The organism is Synechococcus sp. R55.7 (genome assembly GCF_047461955.1).
GTDB lineage: Bacteria > Cyanobacteriota > Cyanobacteriia > Thermostichales > Thermostichaceae > Thermostichus.
In genome coordinates this window covers 1-2,541 of sequence record NZ_JANSIC010000104.1, presented here as the reverse complement: position 1 = coordinate 2,541, position 2,541 = coordinate 1, and the positions used below count along the sequence as shown (strand labels likewise).

The following is a 2,541-nucleotide window of genomic DNA, read 5'->3' as shown; positions in this document are numbered from 1 at the left end:
TTTTCCGGTGCCAGAGGTCTTGGTGCACATCACCACTACCCGCCGCGCCAAGATGTGGCCTCTGGAGTACTGGCGGCAGGTGATCCAGTGGTGCCAAGGCCAGGGCCTGCAGGTGGGGCTAATCGGCAGCGCGCCGGAGCTGCAGCGATCCCTCTACCACGGCGGCAGCAGCGAAGACGAACTGCTGGCGCAAACGGGAATGGTTGACCTGCGGGGCAAAACCAGCCTCATGGAGCTGGCGGGGGCCCTGAAGCGGGCGCGGGTGTGTATCTCCGTGGATGCGGGGCCGATGCACATCGCGGCGGCAGTGGGCTGTCCCACCATTGCCCTGTTTGGCAACGATGCCGATGGGGATGGGGCCAGCCCGGTGCGACTGTGGGCTCCTCGTCTGCCCCACGTCTATCTCACCCAAACCGCCTACAAGTGCCGGGTCTGCGCAGAGAACAAGTTCAAAAACGAAACCTGCCTGGTGGAGGGTCATCCCTGTATGGCCCATCTCAAGCCGGAAACGGTCATCGGCTACTTGAAAGAGATTCTCAAGCAAACCTAGAGGTTCCACGCCCTCACCCCCAGCCCCTCTCCCAAAGAGAGAGGGGAGCTATGGAGCGACGGGGTGAGTTGTTTCATGGCTACTTGAAATGGCCATGTCTTGGGATCCCCATCTTTTTCCCCCTGGGAATCAGGGGGGCCGGTGGGCAGCAAGGAGTGCCCAGGGGCGCAGTTCGGATCCCTGGAAGTCCGTTTAAGCTGAGAGTTCAAGGCTGAAAACTTAGTGCCTAAACCATTTGGGTGTGAGCTGTGACTTTGGAGATGTGGTATCGCCACCAGCTGAGCCGCTTTGCAGAGTGGGGAAAAATAAGGCTCTGGCAAGGAGTTGCCCTGAAGCTGCTGGCCACTGCTTGCTTTGCCTGTTTAGGCGCGATCATCCGGCTCAACACTCCCGCCCTTCACCCCTTTCAGATTGTGTTTTTGCGCAACCTATTCGGGTTTCTCGCCCTGTCGCCGCTGGTGTTGCGGGCTGGGATCCAGTCTCTGCACACCGCCAAGATGGAGTTTTACCTCCTGCGCTCGGCGATCAGCACGGTGGGGATGTTGCTCTCCTTTTGGGCAGCCAGCCTGTTGCCTCTGGCAGAAGCTACGGCGCTGAGCTTTGTTCAACTTTTGTTTGCCGGCACGATGGCGGTATGGGTGTTGGGCGAGCAGATGCGCTCGTCCCGCTGGCTGGGATTGGGCCTGGGGTTTGCCGGGGCTTTGGTGATGTTGAGGCCAGGCTTCCGAGAGTTTTCTCTGGGAACAGGGCTGGCCTTGGGGGCGGCAGCACTCTTTGCCTGGGTGACCATCGTGCTCAAGATCCTCTCCCGCACCGAGTCCAGCCTCACGATTACGGCCTACATGGGCCTGCTGCAGACCCCCCTTTCCTTTCTGGCTGCCGTCTGGGTTTGGACCTGGCCTTCTCCTGAGCAGTGGCTGTGGATGGTGGCCATGGGGCTACTGGGCAGCATTGGCCAGGTGGCCCTCGCCCAGGCCTACAAGCTGGCTGAGGTGACGATGCTGCTGCCTCTGGATTTCTCCCGTCTGCTCTGGGCCAGCCTAATCGGGTTTTGGGTGTTTGCCGAGATCCCGGATGGGTGGACTTGGATGGGCGGAGCCTTGATCTTGGTGGGCGCCACCTCTGGAGCCTACGGCGAAGCCCGCCTGCCCACAATGCCGACCCAGGCCCGTACCGGCGGAGTTGGATAGCAGACAGATATCCTCTGCCAGGACTTACAGCCGAGGGAGAACAGGGCTGGAGCTGGTCAGGTCTGTGGTGGTAAGGGCCACCAACAGGGCTTCTGGACTGACGGGGAAGGGCAGGTGGTGGATGTCGGATCCTGGCTGGCAGGCCACTTGGGCAGCATGCAGCAGGTCGGCGGATCCCAAGTGACCTAGCTTGAGATCCCGCAAGTTGAGGGGCAGCCCCACCTGGCGGTAGAACTCCAGCAACTGGGTACGTGCTGCCAGCGCCAACTGGCTTCCCTGCAGGATCTCTTCTAGGCGGAGCTGGGCCAAAATGCCGAAAGCCACCTTCTCGCCGTGCAGGGTGGCCCGGTGCCCCGACAAGTGGGTTAGCCCGTTGTGGACAGCGTGGGCGGCCACGGTGCGACACTTAGCCCCACCCATGCCGCCGACGATCCCCGCCAGGCAGATGCAGGCATCCACCACCTGCTTCCAAGCGGTTCCGCCCGGCTCCCTCAAGGCCGCCGCCGATTGCTGGAGAAGCAAATCCCGCAAGACACGGGCTTGCTGCACTGCCCCAATCACCAGGGCATCTTCCGATGCGCCGCTGCTGACAGAAGACTCGTACCACTTGGCCAAGGCATCTCCGATCCCAGCCACTAGGGTGCGCGCTGGAGCTTGCAGAATCAGCTCATAGTCCAGGATCAGGGCAGCAGGGGCGCGATCCAGGCTCACATCCTGCTGAAAAGCGCCGCTGTCGGAGTAGATATTGGATAGGGCGCTCCAGGCGGCACAGGTGGCCGCAGAGGTGGGCACGGTAACCAC

General features: G+C 61.9%; 3 protein-coding genes. 2 read left to right on the top strand and 1 reads right to left on the bottom strand.

What is annotated here, in order from left to right:
• A partial coding sequence (locus NW820_RS07110; protein ID WP_414407085.1) for a glycosyltransferase family 9 protein occupies positions 1-550 on the top strand: 550 nt, incomplete at its 5' end.
• 248 nt (positions 551-798) lie between these two features.
• Positions 799-1,740 carry a DMT family transporter gene (locus tag NW820_RS07105; RefSeq protein WP_238376852.1) on the top strand — a complete coding sequence of 314 codons (942 nt, stop codon included), beginning with the start codon at positions 799-801 and terminating at the stop codon, positions 1,738-1,740.
• Positions 1,741-1,764: 24 nt separating this feature from the next.
• Here the strand turns inward: NW820_RS07105 and NW820_RS07100 are convergent.
• The coding region (locus NW820_RS07100) for an iron-containing alcohol dehydrogenase (RefSeq protein ID WP_414407084.1) at positions 1,765-2,541 on the bottom strand (777 nt) is incomplete at its 5' end.